We start from the raw sequence: 20,089 nt of genomic DNA, 5'->3' as shown, positions 1-20,089 counted from the left end.
GCATGAAAGCAGCGGCAAAAACGCTAAAACCAAAACGCCAGGAAGAACAGGCCAACTTTGTCAGTTGGCGTTTTGCGTTGCTTTGCGGCTGCATTTTACTGGCGCTGGGTTTCCTGCTGGGACGCGTGGCGTGGCTACAAATCATCGCGCCTGACATGCTGGTACGTCAGGGTGATATGCGTTCTCTGCGCGTGCAGGAAGTTTCTACCTCTCGTGGGATGATCACCGATCGTTCCGGCCGTCCGCTGGCGGTGAGCGTGCCGGTGAAGGCGATCTGGGCCGATCCGAAAGAGTTACACGATGCAGGCGGGATCACCCTTGATAACCGCTGGAAGGCGCTGTCAGACGCGTTGAAAATGCCGCTGGATCAGCTGGCGTCGCGCGTTAACGCCAACCCGAAAGGGCGCTTTATCTATCTTGCCCGTCAGGTGAACCCTGACATGGCTGACTACATTAAGAAACTGAAGCTGCCCGGCATTCATCTGCGGGAAGAATCCCGCCGTTACTATCCTTCGGGCGAAGTCACCGCGCACCTGATTGGCTTTACCAACGTGGATAGCCAGGGGATTGAGGGCGTTGAAAAAAGCTTCGACAAGTGGCTTACCGGCCAGCCTGGCGAGCGAATCGTGCGTAAAGACCGCTATGGTCGCGTCATTGAAGACATTTCCTCGACAGACAGCCAGGCCGCGCACAACCTGGCCCTGAGTATTGATGAACGCTTGCAGGCGCTGGTCTATCGTGAGCTGAACAACGCCGTCGCGTTTAACAAGGCGGAATCGGGCAGCGCCGTGCTAGTGGATGTGGCGACAGGTGAAGTGCTGGCGATGGCCAGTAGCCCCTCATACAACCCGAATAATTTTGCCGGTACAGCAAAAGATGCAATGCGTAACCGCTCCATCACCGATGTGTTTGAACCCGGCTCAACCGTAAAACCTATGGTGGTGATGACGGCTCTACAGCGAGGCATCGTCAACGAAAATACCGTTCTGAATACGATTCCTTATCGAATTAACGGTCACGAAATCAAAGACGTGGCACGTTACAGCGAACTGACCCTGACCGGGGTCTTACAGAAGTCGAGTAACGTCGGTGTGTCAAAACTGGCGTTAGCGATGCCGTCCTCAGCGTTAGTAGATACTTACTCACGTTTTGGGCTGGGAAAGGCGACCAATTTGGGGTTGGTCGGAGAACGCAGTGGCTTATATCCTCAAAAACAACGGTGGTCTGACATAGAGAGGGCCACCTTCTCTTTCGGCTACGGGCTAATGGTAACTCCCTTACAGTTAGCGCGAGTCTACGCAACGATTGGCAGCTATGGCATTTATCGTCCGCTGTCGATCACCAAAGTTGATCCACCGGTTCCGGGGGAACGTGTTTTCCCGGAATCTATCGTTCGTACCGTCGTGCATATGATGGAAAGCGTCGCGTTACCTGGCGGTGGCGGCGTGAAGGCCGCAATTAAGGGCTATCGTATCGCCATTAAAACCGGTACAGCGAAAAAAGTGGGGCCGGACGGCCGCTATATCAACAAATACATTGCCTATACCGCAGGCGTAGCGCCTGCAAGCAATCCGCGTTTTGCACTGGTGGTCGTCATCAACGATCCGCAGGCGGGTAAATACTACGGCGGCGCCGTCTCCGCGCCTGTGTTCGGGGCTATTATGGGCGGCGTGTTGCGCACCATGAACATTGAACCGGATGCGCTGGCGACGGGCGAAAAAAGTGAATTTGTAATTAATCAAGGCGAGGGAACAGGTGGCAGATCGTAATTTGCGCGACCTTCTTGCTCCGTGGGTGCCTATGCTACCTGCGCGAGCACTGCGAGAGATGGTACTGGACAGCCGCGTAGCGGCTTCTGGCGATCTTTTTGTGGCAGTAGTGGGTCATCAGGCGGACGGGCGTCGTTATATCCCGCAGGCGATTGCGCAAGGTGTTGCTGCCATTATTGCTGAGGCCAAAGATGAGGCAACAGACGGTGAGATCCGTGAAATGCACGGCGTGCCGGTCATCTATCTCAGCCAGCTGAATGAGCGTCTCTCCGCGCTGGCAGGACGTTTTTACAACGAACCTTCCGACCAGTTACAGCTGGTTGGCGTGACAGGAACCAACGGAAAAACCACCACCACTCAGCTGATGGCACAGTGGGCGCAGCTGCTGGGCGAAACCGGTGCCGTCATGGGCACGGTGGGGAACGGTCTTCTGGGCAAAGTAAGCCCGACGGAAAACACCACAGGCTCTGCGGTTGACGTGCAGCGTGTGCTGGCAGGCCTCGCTGAGCAGGGTGCGACCTTCGCTGCGATGGAAGTCTCTTCTCATGGTCTGGTACAACATCGCGTGGCGGCCCTGAAATTTGCTGCCTCTGTCTTTACTAACCTGAGCCGCGATCACCTTGATTATCATGGTGATATGGAGCACTACGAAGCGGCGAAATGGCTGCTTTATTCCACTCACCACCATGGGCAGGCGATCATTAACGCCGACGACGAAGTCGGTCGCCGCTGGCTGGAAAAACTGCCGGATGCGGTGGCGGTGTCGATGGAAGATCACATTAATCCGAACTGCCGTGGCCGCTGGCTGAAGGCGGTCGAGGTGAACTACCACGATAGTGGGGCGACGATCCGCTTCGCTTCCACCTGGGGCGAAGGTGAAATTGAAAGCCGCCTGATGGGAGCCTTTAACGTCAGTAACCTGCTGCTGGCGCTGGCGACGCTGCTGGCGCTGGGCTACCCGATGGCGGATCTGCTGAAGACGTCTGAGCGTTTGCAACCGGTCTGTGGCCGCATGGAAGTGTTCAGCGCGCCGGGCAAGCCGACGGTGGTTGTGGATTACGCGCACACGCCGGATGCGCTGGAAAAAGCGCTGGAAGCGGCGCGTCTGCACTGCGCAGGCAAGCTCTGGTGCGTGTTTGGCTGCGGTGGCGATCGCGACAAGGGCAAACGTCCGCTGATGGGCGCCATCGCTGAGCAGTTCGCGGATATTCCCGTGGTAACCGATGACAACCCGCGTACCGAAGAGCCGCGGGCCATTATCAATGACATTCTGGCAGGCATGCTGGATGCGGGTCGTGCGCGCGTGGTTGAAGGCCGTGCGGAGGCCGTGACTAACGCCATTATGCAGGCGCAGGAGAACGATGTGGTTCTGCTGGCCGGTAAAGGTCATGAAGATTATCAGATCGTCGGCAATCGTCGTCTGGATTACTCCGACCGCGTGACGGCAGCGCGTCTGCTGGGAGTGGTGGCATGATTAGCATTACGTTAAGCCAGGCCGCTGCGGTATTGCAGGGGATGCTGCATGGTCAGGATCTAACCATTGAGGCTGTGACCACCGACACCCGTAAGGTGACGGCGGGCTGCCTGTTTGTGGCGCTGAAGGGCGAGCGTTTTGACGCCCACGATTTTGCGCAACAGGCTAAAGATAACGGCGCGGGCGCGCTGCTGGTCAGCCGTAAGCTCGATATCGATTTGCCGCAGATTGTGGTGAAAGATACGCGCCTGGCGTTTGGCGAGCTGGCGGCATGGGTTCGCCAGCAGGTGCCAACACGCGTCGTGGCGCTGACGGGCTCGTCGGGTAAAACCTCCGTTAAAGAGATGACGGCGGCGATCCTTAACCAGTGCGGTAACACGCTTTATACGGCGGGCAACCTTAATAATGACATCGGTGTACCGATGACGCTGCTGCGCCTGACCCACGAGCATGAATATGCGGTGATTGAGTTAGGGGCTAACCATCAGGGCGAAATCGCCTGGACCGTGAGCCTGACGCGTCCGGAAGCGGCGCTGGTGAATAACCTGGCGGCGGCACATCTTGAAGGTTTTGGTTCGCTGGCCGGTGTGGCGAAAGCGAAAGGTGAAATTTATACCGGACTGCCGGATGACGGCATCGCCATTATGAACGCCGATAACAACGACTGGCTGAACTGGCAGAGCATCATTGGTTCACGCAAAACCTGGCGCTTCTCACCGAATGCGGCAAACAGTGATTTTTCGGCGACCAACATTCATGTGACGTCATACGGCACCGAGTTCACCCTCACGACCCCAACGGGCGACATCGAGGTGCTGCTGCCCCTGCCCGGTCGTCATAACATTGCCAATGCGCTTGCTGCGACAGCGCTCTCAATGGCGGTAGGTGCCTCACACGCGGCGATCAAAGCAGGTCTGGCAAATTTAAAAGCCGTGCCGGGGCGTCTTTTCCCGATCCAGCTGGCTGAAAACAAACTTCTGCTGGATGACTCCTACAACGCTAACGTCGGCTCCATGACGGCGGCCGTGCAGGTCTTGTCTGAGATGCCGGGCTATCGCGTGATGGTTGTGGGCGATATGGCCGAGCTGGGTGATGAAAGCGAAGCCTGCCATGTTCAGGTGGGTGAAGCGGCGAAAGCCGCCGGGCTTGACCGCGTATTGAGCGCAGGCACGCTGAGCAAGGCCATTTCCGATGCCAGTGAAGTTGGCGAACATTTTGCCGATAAATCTGCACTGATCGAACGCCTGAAGGCATTGATTACAGAAAAACAGATTGTGACTGTTTTAGTTAAAGGTTCACGTAGTGCCGCCATGGAAGAGGTTGTGCACGCATTACAGGAGAACGGGACATGTTAGTTTGGCTGGCCGAACATTTGGTCAAATATTACTCAGGCTTTAACGTCTTTTCCTATCTGACGTTTCGCGCCATCGTCAGCCTGCTGACTGCGCTGTTCATCTCGCTGTGGATGGGCCCGCGCATGATTGCCCGTCTGCAAAAACTCTCTTTCGGCCAGGTTGTACGCAACGATGGTCCGGAATCGCACTTCAGCAAGCGCGGTACGCCGACCATGGGCGGGATCATGATCCTGACCGCGATTGTGGTGTCCGTTCTGCTGTGGGCCTATCCGTCTAACCCCTACGTCTGGTGCGTGCTGACCGTGCTGGTTGGCTATGGGATCATCGGTTTTGTTGATGACTACCGCAAAGTCGTGCGCAAAGACACCAAAGGTTTGATCGCCCGCTGGAAGTATTTCTGGATGTCGGTGATTGCGCTGGGCGTGGCCTTCGCGCTTTATCTGGCAGGAAAAGACACCCCGGCCACCGAGCTGGTGGTGCCGTTCTTCAAAGACGTGATGCCGCAATTGGGGCTGTTCTACATTCTGCTGGCTTACTTTGTGATCGTCGGCACCGGCAATGCCGTCAACCTGACCGATGGTCTGGACGGCCTGGCCATCATGCCAACCGTGTTTGTCGCGGGCGGTTTCGCGCTGGTGGCGTGGGCGACCGGTAACATGAACTTTGCAAACTACCTGCACATCCCGTACCTGCGACATGCGGGTGAGCTGGTGATCGTCTGTACGGCGATTGTCGGGGCGGGGCTGGGCTTCCTGTGGTTTAACACCTATCCGGCGCAGGTCTTTATGGGCGACGTCGGTTCACTGGCGCTGGGCGGCGCGCTGGGCATTATCGCCGTGCTGCTGCGTCAGGAGTTCCTGCTGGTGATCATGGGCGGTGTGTTTGTGGTTGAGACGCTGTCGGTGATTTTGCAGGTCGGTTCCTTCAAGCTGCGCGGTCAGCGCATCTTCCGTATGGCACCGATTCACCACCACTATGAACTGAAAGGCTGGCCGGAGCCGCGCGTCATTGTGCGCTTCTGGATTATTTCGCTGATGCTGGTGCTGATTGGCCTGGCAACGCTGAAGGTACGTTAATCATGGCAGATTACCAGGGCAAAAAAGTCGTTATCATCGGGTTAGGCCTCACCGGCCTCTCCTGCGTGGACTTTTTCCTTGCGCGTGGCGTGACGCCGCGCGTGATGGATACGCGCGTCTCTCCGTCGGGTCTGGACAAGCTGCCGGAGCAGGTTGAACGCCACCTGGGTGGTCTGAATGATGAGTGGCTGCTGGCCGCCGATCTGATTGTTGCCAGCCCCGGTATGGCGCTGGCGCATCCTTCCCTGAGCGCCGCCGCGGATGCGGGCGTTGAGATTGTCGGCGATATCGAACTGTTCTGCCGGGAGGCGCAGGCCCCGATCGTCGCCATTACCGGTTCAAACGGTAAAAGCACCGTCACCACGCTGGTGGGGGAAATGGCGAAGGCGGCGGGCAAAAATGTCGGCGTGGGCGGTAACATTGGTCTGCCCGCTCTGATGCTGCTTGATAAAGGGTGTGAGCTGTTCGTCCTTGAGCTTTCCAGCTTCCAGCTGGAAACCACTTCAAGCCTGCATGCGGCGGCGGCGACGATCCTAAACGTCACCGAAGATCATATGGACAGATACCCGTTCGGCTTGCAGCAGTACCGTGCGGCCAAACTGCGCGTTTATGAAAATGCCAAAGTTTGCGTAGTGAATGCCGATGATGCACTCACCATGCCGGTGCGCGGCGCAGACGAACGCTGCATTAGCTTCGGTATTAACATGGGTGACTATCACCTTAATCGTCAGCAGGGCGAAACCTGGCTACGCGTGAAAGGTGAGAAAGTGCTGAACGTGAAAGAGATGATGCTCTCCGGCCAGCATAACTACACCAATGCTCTGGCGGCGCTGGCGCTGGCGGATGCCGTTGGCCTGCCGCGATCTTCAAGCCTGAAGGCGCTCACCACCTTTACCGGCCTGGCGCACCGCTTCCAGCTGGCGCTGGAGCACAACGGCGTACGCTGGATTAATGATTCCAAAGCGACCAACGTGGGTAGCACCGAGGCGGCACTGAACGGTTTGCACGTTGATGGCACGCTATACCTGCTGCTGGGCGGCGACGGTAAATCGGCTGACTTCTCCTCGCTAAAGCAGTACCTCAACGGTGATAACGTGCGCCTGTATTGCTTTGGCCGCGATGGCAGCGAGCTGGCAGCGTTGCGTCCTGAAGTCGCCGAGCAAACCGAGACCATGGAGCAGGCGATGCGCCTCATCGCCCCACGCGTGAAGCCCGGCGATATGGTACTGCTCTCACCAGCCTGTGCCAGCCTCGATCAATTCAAGAGTTTCGAACAGCGGGGTGATGTCTTTACCCGCCTGGCGAAGGAGTTAGGCTGATGCGTTTATCTCTCCCTCGCCTGAAAATGCCGCGCCTGCCAGGATTTGGTATCCTGGTATGGCTGTTTACGGCGCTGAAAGGCTGGGTGATGGCTTCCCGGGATAAAGATTCCGACAGCCTGATCATGTACGACCGCACGCTGTTTTGGCTCACGCTGGGGCTGGCGGCGATCGGCTTTATTATGGTCACCTCGGCGTCAATGCCTGTCGGACAGCGTCTGGCAAACGACCCGTTCCTGTTTGCCAAGCGTGACGGGCTGTACATCATTCTCGCGTTCTGCCTGGCAATGATCACCTTACGCCTGCCGATGTCGTTCTGGCAGCGGCACAGTACAGCCATGCTCATCGCCTCAATCATCATGCTGTTGATCGTTCTGGTTGTCGGGAGCTCCGTTAACGGGGCATCACGCTGGATTGCCTTTGGCCCACTGCGTATTCAGCCCGCGGAGTTCACCAAACTGTCGTTGTTCTGCTACCTGGCTAACTACCTGGTGCGTAAAGTTGACGAAGTTCGTAACAACCTTCGTGGCTTCTTAAAACCGATGGGCGTGATTCTGGTCCTCGCGATCCTGCTGCTGGCGCAGCCCGACCTCGGTACGGTAGTCGTACTGTTTGTCACTACGCTGGCGATGCTGTTCCTGGCGGGCGCAAAACTGTGGCAGTTCATTGCCATCATCGGGATGGGGATTTCGGCGGTGGTGCTGCTGATCCTCGCCGAGCCCTACCGTATCCGCCGTGTGACCTCGTTCTGGAACCCATGGGAAGATCCGTTCGGCAGCGGTTACCAGCTGACGCAGTCGCTGATGGCGTTTGGCCGCGGCGAAGTCTGGGGTCAAGGCCTGGGCAACTCGGTACAAAAACTGGAGTATTTACCGGAGGCGCACACCGACTTCATCTTCTCCATTATTGGGGAAGAACTGGGTTATATCGGTGTGGTATTGGCGCTATTAATGGTATTCTTCGTCGCTTTCCGCGCCATGTCGATTGGCCGGAAAGCGCTGGAGATCGATCACCGCTTCTCCGGTTTCCTGGCCTGCTCAATTGGTATCTGGTTTAGCTTCCAGGCGCTGGTAAACGTTGGGGCGGCAGCGGGTATGCTGCCGACCAAAGGTCTGACGTTGCCGTTGATCAGTTATGGTGGTTCGAGTCTGCTGATCATGTCGACGGCCATCATGTTTTTGTTACGCATAGATTATGAAACGCGTCTGGAGAAAGCTCAGGCGTTTACACGAGGTTCACGATGAATCAACCGAAGCGGTTAATGGTGATGGCAGGCGGTACCGGTGGACACGTGTTCCCGGGACTGGCGGTTGCGCACCATTTAATGGAACAGGGCTGGCAGGTACGCTGGCTGGGAACCGCAGACCGCATGGAAGCCGATCTGGTACCTAAACACGGTATCGAGATCGACTTTATTCGTATTTCTGGCCTTCGTGGCAAAGGGATCAAGGCGCAGCTGCTGGCGCCGGTGCGCATTTTCAATGCCTGGCGTCAGGCGCGCGCCATTATGAAGCGTTTTAAGCCTGACGTCGTTCTGGGCATGGGCGGTTACGTTTCCGGTCCGGGCGGACTGGCGGCGTGGTCACTGGGCATCCCCGTTGTTCTGCATGAGCAGAACGGTATTGCCGGGTTGACCAACAAATGGCTGGCAAAAATCGCCACCAAAGTTATGCAGGCCTTCCCCGGGGCATTCCCGAAAGCGGATGTCGTAGGGAATCCGGTACGTGTGGACGTGCTGGCGCTGCCGCTGCCAGATACGCGTCTGGCGGGTCGCGAAGGGCCGGTGCGCGTGCTGGTCGTCGGCGGTTCCCAGGGCGCACGTATTTTAAACCAGACGATGCCGCAGGTTGCGGCAAAACTGGGTGATGCGGTGACCATCTGGCACCAGAGCGGGAAGGGCGCTCAGCAGACCGTTGAGCAGGCCTACGTGCAGGAAGGTCAGCCGCAGCATAAAGTGACTGAATTTATTGATGATATGGCCGCAGCCTATGCCTGGGCCGATGTTGTGGTCTGTCGCTCGGGCGCGCTGACGGTGAGCGAAATCGCCGCCGCCGGTTTACCGGCGCTGTTTGTGCCGTTCCAGCACAAAGACCGACAGCAGTACTGGAATGCGCTGCCGCTTGAGAAAGCGGGCGCAGCGAAGATTTTTGAGCAGCCACAATTTACCGCTGATGCGGTCGCCACTACCCTGGCGGGCTGGAACCGGGATGTATTACTGGAGATGGCGCAACGCGCACGCGCGACCGCTATCCCGGATGCAACGGAACGGGTGGCAAAAGAAGTGAGCCTGGCAGCCCAGGCATAATTCTCGCAGTGCGTGTTGCGCTGCACGATTTTTTTGAAGTAGTCGATGGCGTTTAGAGAATGAATACACAACAACTGGCAAAACTGCGTTCTATCGTGCCCGAGATGCGTCGCGTCCGGCACATTCACTTTGTCGGCATCGGTGGTGCTGGCATGGGCGGTATTGCCGAAGTGTTAGCTAACGAAGGCTATCAGATCAGCGGGTCTGACCTGGCGCCAAACCCTGTTACGCAGCAGCTGGCGTCGCTGGGGGCGACTATCTATTTCAATCATCGCCCGGAAAACGTGAGCGATGCGAGCGTGGTTGTGGTGTCCAGCGCTATCTCCGCGGATAACCCGGAAATCGTTGCGGCGCATGAGGCGCGCATCCCGGTGATCCGTCGCGCGGAAATGCTGGCGGAACTGATGCGTTTCCGTCACGGCATTGCGGTGGCCGGTACGCACGGTAAAACCACCACAACAGCGATGGTCTCCAGCATTTATGCGGAAGCGGGTCTCGACCCGACGTTCGTTAACGGTGGTCTGGTGAAAGCCGCTGGCGTGCATGCGCGTCTGGGCCACAGCCGTTATCTGATTGCGGAAGCGGATGAGAGCGATGCGTCGTTCCTGCATCTACAGCCGATGGTGGCGATCGTCACCAACATCGAAGCTGACCATATGGACACTTACCAGGGCGACTTCGAGAACTTAAAGCAGACCTTTATTAACTTCCTGCACAACCTGCCGTTCTATGGCCGTGCGGTGATGTGCGTGGACGATCCGGTTATTCGCGAGCTGCTGCCGCGCGTCGGGCGTCAAATTACGACCTACGGCTTCAGCGAAGACGCGGATGTACGCGTAGAAGATTACAAGCAGATCGGTGCGCAGGGGCATTTCACCCTCGCGCGTCAGGATAAAGACCTGCTGCATGTCACCCTGAACGCTCCGGGACGTCACAACGCCCTGAATGCGGCAGCGGCGGTGGCTGTTGCGACAGAAGAAGGCATTGACGATGAAGCGATCCTGCGCGCACTGGAGAGCTTCCAGGGGACGGGCCGTCGCTTCGACTTCCTCGGTGAATTCCCGCTGGAGCCGGTAAACGGTAAGCCAGGGTCTGCGATGCTGGTGGATGACTACGGTCACCATCCGACGGAAGTGGACGCAACCATCAAAGCGGCACGCGCGGGCTGGCCGGAAAAGAATCTGGTCATGATCTTCCAGCCGCACCGTTACACGCGTACCCGCGATCTGTATGACGATTTTGCCAACGTCCTTTCGCAGGTCGATACCCTGCTGATGCTGGATGTTTATGCAGCGGGTGAAACTCCGATTCCGGGTGCGGACAGTCGTTCTTTATGTCGTACCATCCGTGGACGCGGTAAAGTGGATCCTATTCTGGTTCCCGACCCGGCGCAGGTGGCTGAAATGCTTGCCCCGGTCCTGACGGGTAACGATCTGATCCTGATTCAGGGCGCGGGAAATATCGGCAAAATCGCCCGTACCTTAGCTGAAATCAAACTGAAGCCGCAAACTCAGGAGGACGAGCGTCATGGCTGATAAGATTGCTGTCCTGTTTGGCGGCACTTCCGCCGAACGCGAGGTTTCTCTGAATTCGGGCGCTGCCGTGCTGGCGGGCCTGCGTGAAGGTGGCGTGGACGCGCATCCGGTTGATCCGAAAGAGGTGGACGTTACGCAGCTGAAAGCGATGGGCTTCGATAAAGCCTTCATCGCGTTGCACGGTCGCGGCGGTGAAGACGGCACGTTGCAGGGGCTGCTGGAGCTGATCGGTATGCCGTACACCGGCAGCGGCGTGATGGCATCCGCCATCTCCATGGATAAACTGCGCAGCAAACTGCTGTGGCAGGGGGCGGACCTGCCCGTTGCGCCATGGGTTGCACTGACGCGTCGTGAATATGAAATGGGTCTGTCGGACAGCGTTAATACACGCATTGCGGCACTGGGCTTACCGGTTATTGTGAAGCCGAGCCGTGAAGGGTCGAGCGTGGGAATGTCTAAAGTCGATAAAGCTGTAGATTTGGCTGACGCTTTAGCACTGGCATTTCAACATGATGAAGAAGTTCTGATTGAAAAATGGCTTAGCGGGCCGGAATTTACCGTCGCGATGCTTGGCGAAGAAATTTTACCGTCAATTCGCATCCAACCCGCCGGAGTCTTCTATGATTATGAGGCGAAGTATCTCTCTGATGAGACGCAATATTTCTGCCCAGCGGGTCTTGAAGCAGAGCGTGAGGCCGAATTACAGTCTCTGGTGCTTAAAGCCTGGAATGTGCTGGGATGTCGTGGCTGGGGACGCATTGACGTGATGCTTGACGGTGACGGGCAATTTTATCTGCTGGAAGCAAACACGTCTCCGGGTATGACCAGCCATAGCCTTGTGCCGATGGCGGCGCGTCAGGCGGGAATGAGCTTCTCGCAGTTAGTCGTACGTATTCTGGACCAGGCGGGCTGATATGTCTCAGGCTGCATTGAACACGCGCAACCGCGATGACGAAGAAGAATACTCCTCTTCGCGCCGGAGTAATGGAACGCGTCTTGCAGGGATCATCTTCCTGCTCGGGGTGCTGTGCACCGTGTTTATCAGCGGCTGGATGGTGCTGGGCTGGATGGAAGACGCGCAGCGGTTGCCGCTGTCGAAGCTGGTGGTGACCGGGGAGCGACACTACACGCGTAACGATGACATTCGCCAGTCGATTCTGGCGCTTGGGTCGCCTGGCACCTTTATGACGCAGGACGTCAACATTATCCAGAGTCAGATTGAACGTCTGCCGTGGATAAAACAGGCGAGTGTCAGAAAACAATGGCCTGATGAATTGAAGATTCATCTGGTTGAATATGTGCCGATTGCGCGTTGGAATGATCAGCATATGGTTGACGTAGACGGAAATTCGTTCAGCGTCCCGAGCGATCGTGTCAACAAGCAGAATTTACCGATGTTGTATGGCCCGGAAGGCAGCGAAAACGAAGTATTGCAGGGTTTTCGTGAGATGGGGCAGGTGCTGGCTAAGGATCGCTTTACGTTAAAAGATGCTGCGATGACGGCGCGCCGTTCCTGGCAGTTGACCCTAACGAATGGCATTAAGCTCAATCTTGGCCGCGGCGACACAATGAAACGTCTGGCGCGTTTTGTAGAACTTTACCCGGTTTTACAGCAGCAGGCGCAGACGGATGGCAAACGGATAAGCTACGTTGATTTGCGCTATGACTCAGGCGCAGCAGTCGGTTGGGAGCCGGCTCCGGTCGAGGAACCTAATCAGCAACAAAATCAGGCACAGGTACAGGCAGAACAACAATGATCAAGTCGACGGACAGAAAATTGGTAGTAGGACTGGAGATTGGCACCGCGAAGGTTGCCGCTTTGGTAGGGGAAGTTCTGCCCGACGGTATGGTCAATATCATTGGCGTGGGCAGCTGCCCCTCCCGTGGTATGGATAAAGGTGGGGTAAACGACCTTGAGTCGGTGGTGAAATGCGTTCAGCGCGCCATCGACCAGGCTGAATTGATGGCAGATTGCCAGATTTCCTCTGTCTATCTGGCCCTGTCTGGTAAGCACATCAGCTGCCAGAATGAAATCGGTATGGTGCCGATTTCTGAAGAAGAGGTGACGCAGGAAGACGTTGAGAACGTTGTCCACACGGCGAAATCCGTGCGTGTTCGCGACGAGCACCGTGTGCTGCATGTGATCCCGCAGGAATACGCGATCGACTACCAGGAAGGCATCAAGAATCCGGTCGGTCTGTCGGGCGTGCGTATGCAGGCAAAAGTGCACCTGATCACATGTCACAACGATATGGCGAAGAACATTGTAAAAGCCGTTGAACGTTGTGGCCTGAAAGTTGACCAACTCATTTTCGCCGGTCTTGCCGCGAGCTATTCCGTGCTGACCGAAGACGAACGTGAACTGGGCGTCTGTGTGGTCGATATTGGTGGTGGTACAATGGACATGGCCGTCTATACCGGCGGTGCGTTACGCCACACCAAAGTGATCCCGTACGCCGGGAATGTGGTGACCAGCGATATCGCTTACGCCTTTGGTACGCCACCGAGCGATGCAGAGGCGATTAAAGTGCGCCATGGTTGCGCGCTGGGCTCTATCGTCGGCAAAGACGAGAGCGTTGAAGTGCCGAGCGTAGGCGGGCGACCGCCGCGCAGCCTGCAACGCCAGACGCTGGCAGAGGTGATTGAGCCGCGTTATACCGAGCTGCTCAACCTGGTCAACGAAGAGATTTTGCAGTTACAGGAACAGCTTCGCCAGCAGGGTGTGAAACATCATCTCGCGGCGGGGATTGTATTAACCGGCGGGGCAGCGCAAATTGAAGGTCTTGCGGCCTGCGCTCAGCGCGTGTTCCATACGCAGGTGCGTATTGGTGCGCCGCTGAATATTACCGGTTTAACGGATTACGCTCAGGAGCCGTATTACTCAACGGCCGTGGGCCTGCTGCACTACGGGAAAGAATCCCATTTGAGTGGTGAAGCAGAAGTGGAAAAACGCGTCTCGGTGGGGTCTTGGGTCAAACGACTTAACACCTGGTTGCGAAAAGAGTTTTAATTTTTTTAAGAGACCGGAGAGAATTAGCGGTCTCGGGCGACAGGCACAACGGAGAGAGAGATTATGTTTGAACCTATGGAATTAACCAACGACGCGGTGATTAAAGTCATCGGCGTCGGTGGCGGCGGCGGTAACGCCGTAGAGCACATGGTGCGCGAGCGCATCGAAGGTGTTGAATTCTTCGCGGTGAACACCGATGCGCAGGCGCTGCGTAAAACGGCTGTTGGCCAGACGATTCAGATCGGTGGTGGCATCACCAAAGGTCTGGGAGCAGGGGCTAACCCGGAAGTGGGCCGCAACGCGGCAGAAGAAGATCGTGAAGCGCTGCGCGCTGCACTGGACGGTGCAGACATGGTCTTCATCGCAGCGGGTATGGGCGGCGGTACAGGTACCGGTGCAGCACCCGTTGTGGCGGAAGTCGCTAAAGATTTAGGTATTCTGACCGTTGCTGTCGTGACCAAGCCTTTCAACTTTGAAGGTAAGAAGCGTATGGCTTTCGCGGAGCAGGGTATCACCGAGCTGTCCAAGCACGTGGACTCTCTGATTACCATCCCGAACGACAAGCTGCTGAAAGTGCTGGGTCGCGGTATCTCTCTGCTGGACGCCTTTGGCGCGGCAAACGACGTGCTGAAAGGCGCGGTTCAGGGTATTGCTGAACTGATTACCCGTCCAGGTCTGATGAACGTTGACTTTGCAGACGTTCGCACCGTGATGTCCGAGATGGGCTACGCGATGATGGGCTCTGGCGTGGCGAGCGGCGAAGACCGTGCGGAAGAAGCCGCTGAAATGGCGATCTCTTCTCCACTGCTGGAAGATATCGATCTGTCTGGTGCGCGCGGCGTGCTGGTCAACATTACCGCTGGCTTTGACCTGCGTCTGGATGAGTTCGAAACCGTGGGTAACACCATCCGTGCGTTCGCCTCTGACAACGCGACCGTTGTTATCGGTACGTCCCTTGATCCGGAAATGAACGACGAACTGCGTGTGACCGTTGTGGCCACCGGTATCGGTATGGACAAGCGTCCTGAGATCACCCTGGTGACCAACAAACAGACTCAGCAGCCGGTTATGGATCGTTACCAGCAGCACGGTATGGCGCCTCTGACTCAGGAGCAAAAACCCGCTGCGAAAGTGGTGAACGACCCAACTCCACAAACGGCAAAAGAGCCAGATTATCTGGATATCCCGGCGTTCCTGCGTAAGCAAGCTGACTAAGAATTGGCTGGAATTTGGGGATTTGCGCTCTTTGTGCTAAACTGGCCCACCGTTAGTGATATACACTCTCGGTTGGATAGTTAATTTGGCGAGATTATACGATGATCAAACAAAGGACACTTAAACGTATCGTTCAGGCGACGGGTGTCGGTTTACATACCGGCAAGAAAGTCACACTGACGTTACGCCCTGCGCCGGCCAATACCGGGGTCATCTATCGTCGCACCGACTTGAATCCACCGGTAGATTTTCCGGCCGATGCCAAATCTGTGCGTGATACTATGCTCTGTACTTGTCTGGTGAACGAGCATGACGTGCGGATTTCTACCGTAGAGCACCTGAACGCCGCCCTGGCGGGTCTGGGTATCGACAACATTATGGTTGAAGTCGATGCGCCAGAAATCCCGATCATGGACGGGAGTGCTGCTCCGTTCGTTTATTTGTTGCTGGATGCCGGCATCGAAGAACTGAACTGCGCGAAGAAATTTGTTCGCATTAAAGAGACCGTTCGCGTCGAAGATGGCGACAAATGGGCTGAATTCAAACCGTACAATGGTTTCTCGTTGGACTTCACCATCGATTTTAACCATCCGGCGATTGACTCCAGCACCCAGCGCTATGCGATGAACTTCTCTGCGGATGCGTTCATGCGTCAGATCAGCCGAGCACGTACCTTCGGCTTTATGCGTGATATCGAATATCTGCAATCCCGCGGCCTGTGCCTGGGCGGCAGCTTCGATTGTGCCATCGTTGTTGACGATTATCGCGTACTGAACGAAGACGGCCTGCGTTTTGAAGATGAATTTGTTCGTCACAAAATGCTGGACGCGATCGGCGACCTCTTCATGTGTGGTCACAACATCATTGGTGCATTTACCGCGTTTAAATCCGGTCATGCACTGAACAACAAACTGTTGCAGGCCGTCCTGGCAAAACAGGAAGCCTGGGAATATGTGACCTTCGAAGACGAAGCTGAACTGCCGCTGGCGTTCAAAGCCCCGACTATGGTCCTGGCGTAACGGTTAAAGCCGTTTCGTAAGAAAAGCGACTGGTTCACCTGGTACTCTCTCCGACCAGGGAAGCCAGTCGTTTTTATTTCTGCCCTTCTTTAATTTGTCCCCCTCACCCCTGGCCTGTGTCGGGTGCCGAATAACGGTGTGTTCGCTGCATTATTGACCGTTTTTACCTGCTGCAAGGTGTCATTCCTGCTGCCGTGTATTGGCTTTAGTGGTAATATCTGGGCGCTAAAAAAGAATAACTGAACTCAGCCTGCACTGGCGGGCGAACGTGGTGGAGCAAGTGAGCGGAATACTGACGCGCTGGCGACAATTTGGCAGACGTTACTTCTGGCCGCATCTCTTATTGGGGATGGTCGCGGCGAGTTTCGGCTTGCCTGTGCTCAGCAACAGCGCAGACGCGGCCACGCCAGCACGTTCCACGACGACCAAACACGATCTCACCACACGGGTTAACTTCACTAATCTCGCATGGCTTGAAGCTAGCCGCCGTCCTAATTTCTCCGTTGATTACTGGCAGCAGCACGCGATTCGCACGGTTATCCGCCATCTGTCGTTCGCGATGGCGCCACAGACGATGCCTGTTGCGGAAGAAACGCTGCCGGTTCAGGCTCAGCATCTTGCCCTGCTCGATACGCTTAATGCGCTTCTGACGCAGGACAACCAGCCGCCAGTGACCGTAAATCAGACGGCGCAAACGGATTTTGTTTCCCCTGCATCCTTCTCTGTTTCGACATGGATTAGCCAGGTTCACGGCATCCGTGCCGGGCCTCAACGCCTCAGCTAAATTAACCTTTTTCAATACCTTAATTTATCTGCCCGACTGGGGCGTTTGAGAATTTATTATGCTAATCAAATTGTTAACCAAAGTTTTTGGTAGTCGTAACGATCGTACCCTGCGCCGCATGCGCAAAGCTGTGAACGTCATCAACGGTATGGAACCGGCGATGGAGAAGCTCACTGATGATGAGCTGAAAGCGAAAACCGCGGAGTTCCGTGCGCGTCTGGAGAAAGGTGAAACCTTAGAAAGCCTGATCCCGGAAGCCTTCGCCGTTGTACGTGAGGCCAGTAAACGCGTGTTCGGCATGCGTCACTTCGACGTGCAGCTGCTGGGCGGGATGGTGCTCAACGAGCGCTGCATCGCGGAAATGCGTACCGGTGAAGGTAAAACCCTGACGGCAACGCTGCCGGCTTACCTGAATGCGCTGACGGGTAAGGGCGTTCACGTTGTTACCGTCAACGACTATCTGGCGCAGCGCGACGCAGAAAACAACCGTCCACTGTTCGAATTCCTCGGCATGACCGTGGGCATTAACATGTCCGGCCTGCCGGCACCTGCCAAGCGTGAAGCCTATAACGCAGATATCACCTACGGCACCAACAACGAATACGGCTTCGACTACCTGCGCGACAACATGGCGTTCAGCCCGGAAGAGCGCGTCCAGCGTAAACTGCACTATGCGCTGGTGGATGAGGTTGACTCCATTCTGATCGATGAAGCGCGTACCCCGCTGATCATCTCCGGCCCGGCCGAAGACAGCTCCGAGATGTACCGTAAAGTCGACAAAATCATTCCTCACCTGCTGCGTCAGGAGAAAGAAGACTCCGATACCTTCCAGGGGGAAGGTCACTTCTCCGTGGATGAAAAAGCGCGTCAGGTCAACCTGACCGAACGCGGCCTGGTGAAAATCGAAGAGCTGCTGGTGGCTGAAGGCATTATGGAAGAGGGCGAGTCTCTGTACTCCCCGAGCAACATCATGCTGATGCACCACGTAACGGCTGCACTGCGCGCGCACGCCCTGTTCACCCGCGACGTTGACTACATCGTTAAAGACGGCGAAGTCATCATCGTCGATGAACACACCGGCCGTACCATGCAGGGACGTCGCTGGTCCGATGGCCTGCACCAGGCCGTGGAAGCGAAAGAAGGCGTGGATATTCAAAACGAAAACCAGACGCTGGCATCCATCACCTTCCAGAACTACTTCCGTCTGTACGAGAAGCTGGCGGGGATGACCGGTACCGCAGATACCGAAGCGTTTGAGTTCAGCTCCATCTATAAGCTGGATACCGTGGTAGTACCTACCAACCGTCCGATGATCCGTAAGGATATGCCGGACCTGGTATACATGACTGAAGCGGAAAAAATTCAGGCGATCATTGAAGATATTCGCGAACGTACCGCGAAGGGCCAGCCGGTACTGGTGGGGACCATCTCCATCGAGAAATCCGAAGTGGTATCCAACGAGCTGACCAAAGCAGGCATCAAACACAACGTTCTGAACGCCAAGTTCCACGCTAAAGAAGCAGATATCGTTGCGCAGGCCGGTTACCCGGCTGCCGTAACCATCGCCACCAACATGGCGGGTCGTGGTACCGATATTATGCTCGGCGGTAGCTGGCAGGCCGAAGTGGCGGAGCTGGAAAACCCAACCCCAGAGCAAATCGCGCAGATCAAAGCCGACTGGCAGGTGCGTCACGACGCGGTACTGGCATCCGGTGGTCTGCACATCATTGGTACCGAGCGTCATGAATCTCGTCGTATCGATAACCAGCTGCGCGGCCGTGCGGGCCGTCAGGGTGATGCCGGTTCTTCCCGCTTCTATCTGTCTATGGAAGATGCGCTGATGCGTATTTTCGCCTCTGACCGTGTGTCCGGCATGATGCGTAAACTGGGCATGAAACCTGGCGAAGCGATCGAGCACCCGTGGGTTACCAAAGCGATTGCGAACGCCCAGCGTAAAGTAGAAAGCCGCAACTTCGATATTCGTAAGCAGCTGCTGGAATATGATGACGTTGCCAACGACCAGCGTCGTGCGATCTACACCCAGCGTAACGAACTGCTGGACGTGTCCGACGTGAGCGAAACCATCAACAGCATTCGCGAAGATGTGTTCAAAGCCACTATCGACGCGCACATTTCGCCGCAGTCTCTGGAAGAGATGTGGGATATCGAAGGTTTGCAGGAACGTCTGAAAAACGACTTCGATCTCGAACTGCCAATCAAAGAGTGGCTGGACAAAGAGCCTGAGCTGCACGAAGAGACCCTGCGCGAGCGTATCTACGAAACCGCGCTGGACGTCTACAAGCGTAAGGAAGAAGTGGTTGGCGCAGAGATGATGCGTCACTTCGAGAAAGGCGTAATGTTGCAGACCCTGGACTCCCTGTGGAAAGAGCATCTGGCGGCAATGGACTACCTGCGTCAGGGTATCCACCTGCGTGGTTATGCGCAGAAAGATCCGAAGCAGGAGTACAAGCGTGAATCCTTCTCCATGTTTGCTGCCATGCTGGAGTCGCTGAAGTATGAAGTCATCAGCACCCTGAGCAAAGTTCAGGTGCGTATGCCGGAAGAAGTGGAAGCGATGGAGCAGCAGCGTCGTGAAGAAGCTGAGCGTCTGGCACAGATGCAGCAGCTGAGCCATCAGACCGATGAAAGCGAAGCCGCAGCGGCAATCGCAGCGCAGACGGGCGATCGTAAAGTCGGTCGTAACGATCCGTGCCCATGCGGTTCCGGCAAAAAATACAAGGCGTGCCACGGCCGTCTGAGCTAAGAACATAACAAACTGAAAAGGCGCAGATATCTGCGCCTTTTTTATGGAAGTGACATGATGAAAACACTGCAAATTGCTGTCGGGATCATTCGCAACCCGCAAAACCAGATCTTTATAACCCAACGTGCCGCCGATGCGCATATGGCCAACAAATGGGAATTTCCGGGCGGGAAAATTGAATCCGGTGAAACGCCGGAGCAGGCGCTGGTGCGCGAGCTTCAGGAAGAGGTCGGCATTACTCCGATTGGCGCAACGCTGTTCGATAAGCTGGAGTACCAGTTTCCGGATCGTCATATAACGCTGTGGTTCTGGCTGGTGGAAAGCTGGGAAGGTGAACCGTGGGGTAAAGAGGGGCAACCGGGGGGCTGGGTTACGCTTCACGCGAGTGATGCCGAAAAATTTCCTCCGGCAAATGCGCCCGTCATATCCCGGCTAACGGGCAACCTGTAGGCCTGCTAAGCGAA

16 protein-coding genes are annotated in these 20,089 nt (G+C 56.2%); all 16 read left to right on the top strand.

From position 1 onward, the window contains the following. Positions 1-2 precede the first annotated feature (2 nt). The 16 genes from ftsI to mutT all read left to right on the top strand — a co-directional run bounded on the left by ftsI (position 3) and on the right by mutT (position 20,075). The gene (gene ftsI, locus SK54_RS19755; RefSeq protein ID WP_003856361.1) at positions 3-1,769 is read left to right on the top strand and encodes a peptidoglycan glycosyltransferase FtsI; all 1,767 of its coding nucleotides are present in this window, start codon (positions 3-5) and stop codon (positions 1,767-1,769) included. Further along, positions 1,756-3,243, top strand: a complete 1,488-nt coding sequence (gene murE / locus SK54_RS19750; RefSeq protein ID WP_048247825.1) for a UDP-N-acetylmuramoyl-L-alanyl-D-glutamate--2,6-diaminopimelate ligase — start codon at positions 1,756-1,758, stop codon at positions 3,241-3,243. Before ftsI ends, murE begins: the two co-directional genes overlap by 14 nt. Further along, complete coding sequence (gene murF / locus SK54_RS19745) at positions 3,240-4,598, top strand: UDP-N-acetylmuramoyl-tripeptide--D-alanyl-D-alanine ligase (RefSeq protein WP_048247823.1); 1,359 nt, start codon at positions 3,240-3,242, stop codon at positions 4,596-4,598. The genes murE and murF overlap by 4 nt, the downstream gene beginning before the upstream one ends. Then, positions 4,592-5,674 (top strand): phospho-N-acetylmuramoyl-pentapeptide-transferase, encoded by a 1,083-nt coding sequence (gene mraY, locus SK54_RS19740; RefSeq protein ID WP_003856353.1) that lies wholly within the window; start codon positions 4,592-4,594, stop codon positions 5,672-5,674. Before murF ends, mraY begins: the two co-directional genes overlap by 7 nt. Positions 5,675-5,676: 2 nt before the next feature. After that, positions 5,677-6,993: a UDP-N-acetylmuramoyl-L-alanine--D-glutamate ligase gene (gene murD, locus SK54_RS19735; RefSeq protein ID WP_017694517.1), complete on the top strand. Its 1,317-nt coding sequence runs from the start codon at positions 5,677-5,679 to the stop codon at positions 6,991-6,993. Next, entirely contained in the window at positions 6,993-8,237 is a 1,245-nt protein-coding gene (gene ftsW / locus SK54_RS19730; RefSeq protein ID WP_006810115.1) for a cell division protein FtsW, read from the top strand. Before murD ends, ftsW begins: the two co-directional genes overlap by 1 nt. Beyond that, complete coding sequence (murG, locus tag SK54_RS19725; RefSeq protein ID WP_017383783.1) at positions 8,234-9,298, top strand: undecaprenyldiphospho-muramoylpentapeptide beta-N-acetylglucosaminyltransferase; 1,065 nt, start codon at positions 8,234-8,236, stop codon at positions 9,296-9,298. The genes ftsW and murG overlap by 4 nt, the downstream gene beginning before the upstream one ends. 59 nt (positions 9,299-9,357) lie before the next feature. Further along, a complete protein-coding gene (gene murC, locus SK54_RS19720; protein WP_003856345.1) occupies positions 9,358-10,833 on the top strand; it encodes a UDP-N-acetylmuramate--L-alanine ligase in 1,476 nt (491 codons plus the stop codon). Continuing rightward, on the top strand, positions 10,826-11,746 hold the full coding sequence (locus SK54_RS19715; protein WP_015572671.1) for a D-alanine--D-alanine ligase: 921 nt from the start codon (positions 10,826-10,828) through the stop codon (positions 11,744-11,746). The genes murC and SK54_RS19715 overlap by 8 nt, the downstream gene beginning before the upstream one ends. A gap of 1 nt (position 11,747) precedes the next feature. After that, positions 11,748-12,590, top strand: coding sequence for a cell division protein FtsQ (ftsQ, locus tag SK54_RS19710; RefSeq protein ID WP_003856342.1), 843 nt, complete (start codon positions 11,748-11,750; stop codon positions 12,588-12,590). Continuing rightward, positions 12,587-13,843 carry a cell division protein FtsA gene (ftsA, locus tag SK54_RS19705; RefSeq protein ID WP_003856340.1) on the top strand — a complete coding sequence of 419 codons (1,257 nt, stop codon included), beginning with the start codon at positions 12,587-12,589 and terminating at the stop codon, positions 13,841-13,843. The genes ftsQ and ftsA overlap by 4 nt, the downstream gene beginning before the upstream one ends. A 63-nt stretch (positions 13,844-13,906) precedes the next feature. Next, complete coding sequence (gene ftsZ, locus SK54_RS19700) at positions 13,907-15,058, top strand: cell division protein FtsZ (protein WP_003856338.1); 1,152 nt, start codon at positions 13,907-13,909, stop codon at positions 15,056-15,058. 101 nt (positions 15,059-15,159) lie between these two features. Next, the gene (gene lpxC / locus SK54_RS19695; protein WP_003856337.1) at positions 15,160-16,077 is read left to right on the top strand and encodes a UDP-3-O-acyl-N-acetylglucosamine deacetylase; all 918 of its coding nucleotides are present in this window, start codon (positions 15,160-15,162) and stop codon (positions 16,075-16,077) included. Positions 16,078-16,357: 280 nt separating this feature from the next. Continuing rightward, positions 16,358-16,861 carry a secA translation cis-regulator SecM gene (gene secM / locus SK54_RS19690; protein ID WP_032103219.1) on the top strand — a complete coding sequence of 168 codons (504 nt, stop codon included), beginning with the start codon at positions 16,358-16,360 and terminating at the stop codon, positions 16,859-16,861. Between the two features lie 58 nt (positions 16,862-16,919). Continuing rightward, positions 16,920-19,625, top strand: a complete 2,706-nt coding sequence (gene secA / locus SK54_RS19685; protein ID WP_048247821.1) for a preprotein translocase subunit SecA — start codon at positions 16,920-16,922, stop codon at positions 19,623-19,625. A gap of 57 nt (positions 19,626-19,682) precedes the next feature. Continuing rightward, a complete protein-coding gene (gene mutT / locus SK54_RS19680) occupies positions 19,683-20,075 on the top strand; it encodes an 8-oxo-dGTP diphosphatase MutT (RefSeq protein WP_026094401.1) in 393 nt (130 codons plus the stop codon). Positions 20,076-20,089: the final 14 nt, after the last annotated feature.

The sequence above is a fragment of the Enterobacter sp. MGH120 genome (assembly GCF_001037725.1).
Classification (GTDB): domain Bacteria; phylum Pseudomonadota; class Gammaproteobacteria; order Enterobacterales; family Enterobacteriaceae; genus Enterobacter; species Enterobacter hormaechei_C.
This window is presented reverse-complemented; position numbering and strand designations above follow the sequence as displayed.

Bases quoted from the DNA above. Each gene is read 5' to 3' on its own strand.
- mraY (WP_003856353.1), top strand. From the start codon at position 4,592: ATGTTAGTTTGGCTGGCCGAACATTTGGTCAAATATTACTCAGGCTTT.
- ftsQ (WP_003856342.1), top strand. From the start codon at position 11,748: ATGTCTCAGGCTGCATTGAACACGCGCAACCGCGATGACGAAGAAGAA.
- ftsI (WP_003856361.1), top strand. From the start codon at position 3: ATGAAAGCAGCGGCAAAAACGCTAAAACCAAAACGCCAGGAAGAACAG.
- lpxC (WP_003856337.1), top strand. From the start codon at position 15,160: ATGATCAAACAAAGGACACTTAAACGTATCGTTCAGGCGACGGGTGTC.
- mutT (WP_026094401.1), top strand. From the start codon at position 19,683: ATGAAAACACTGCAAATTGCTGTCGGGATCATTCGCAACCCGCAAAAC.
- secA (WP_048247821.1), top strand. From the start codon at position 16,920: ATGCTAATCAAATTGTTAACCAAAGTTTTTGGTAGTCGTAACGATCGT.
- ftsW (WP_006810115.1), top strand. From the start codon at position 6,993: ATGCGTTTATCTCTCCCTCGCCTGAAAATGCCGCGCCTGCCAGGATTT.
- ftsA (WP_003856340.1), top strand. From the start codon at position 12,587: ATGATCAAGTCGACGGACAGAAAATTGGTAGTAGGACTGGAGATTGGC.
- ftsZ (WP_003856338.1), top strand. From the start codon at position 13,907: ATGTTTGAACCTATGGAATTAACCAACGACGCGGTGATTAAAGTCATC.
- murG (WP_017383783.1), top strand. From the start codon at position 8,234: ATGAATCAACCGAAGCGGTTAATGGTGATGGCAGGCGGTACCGGTGGA.
- murD (WP_017694517.1), top strand. From the start codon at position 5,677: ATGGCAGATTACCAGGGCAAAAAAGTCGTTATCATCGGGTTAGGCCTC.
- SK54_RS19715 (WP_015572671.1), top strand. From the start codon at position 10,826: ATGGCTGATAAGATTGCTGTCCTGTTTGGCGGCACTTCCGCCGAACGC.
- murC (WP_003856345.1), top strand. From the start codon at position 9,358: ATGAATACACAACAACTGGCAAAACTGCGTTCTATCGTGCCCGAGATG.
- murF (WP_048247823.1), top strand. From the start codon at position 3,240: ATGATTAGCATTACGTTAAGCCAGGCCGCTGCGGTATTGCAGGGGATG.